The 906-nt window shown below is 49.3% G+C and carries 1 protein-coding gene and 1 pseudogene; both read right to left on the minus strand.

All coding sequences use genetic code 11. The features are described from left to right. Window positions 1–186: pseudogene (locus ACTHUR_RS12510) on the minus strand (DUF2238 domain-containing protein); the annotation flags it as partial. 108 nt (window positions 187–294) lie between these two features. Further along, on the minus strand, window positions 295–906 hold a 612-nt coding region (locus ACTHUR_RS12515), incomplete at its 5' end, for a phosphatidate cytidylyltransferase (RefSeq protein ID WP_440398808.1).

The raw sequence follows: 906 nt of genomic DNA on the forward strand, positions 1-906 counted from the left end.
TAAGTAGGCCAAGTTGCTGAAGCGGAAAATGCGGTAAGTGGCAACCAGGAGGAAGAATACGGATGCTACGGGGATGATTTCGGCGTACCAGACTGCACGGTCATGAGGATTAATGCCTGACCAAACAATAAGGGCGAAGATAATTGCAGCAAGAAAAATGGGAAAGATTGGAGAGGGTTTATTCATGTTGTGTGTATGTAATAACAATGGTTACGTATTGTATAACGAATCGGCAGGGCTGGAAGTTTCGAGTATTCAAGGCCGTCTGAAAATAACTTTCAGACGGCCTGAAGTTTAGCCGTTCCAGAAATAACGGGTAATGTGGAAAAACACGGGTGCGGCAAAACAAATCGAATCCACGCGGTCAAGCATGCCGCCGTGGCCGCGTATCATATTGCCCCAGTCTTTGACGCCGTAATCGCGTTTGATAGCAGACATAACCAGGCCGCCAAAGAAACCCATCAGGCAGACGATAAAGCCGATAACGGCCGCTTGGCCGTGGGAGAACGGCGTAATCGGCGCCATTAGCGCGGCAATGGCTGTGGCCGACAGAATACCGCCGACAGTGCCGGAAATGGTTTTTGACGGCGAAAGCGAAGGCATGATTTTTGCACCGCCAATCAGTTTGCCCCAAACGTATTGCAATACATCCGATACTTGCACCACGCCAATCAGGAAGATTAGCAACAGAATATTGTTGCTATTATCGAAGCCGTCCAAGTCTAGAAACATCAGCGCCGGAACATGGGACAGACAGAAGATGCAAATCATCGCCATCCATTGCGTTTTGGCGGCGCGTTCCAAAAAATGCGCGGTTTGGCCGCTGAGGCTGGCAATAATCGGCAGTATCAAAAAGCCGTAAACCGGAATAAAAATGCTGAACATGCCGTACCAGCCGTCATAGAC

Source organism: Neisseria sp. P0021.S007, from assembly GCF_051956855.1.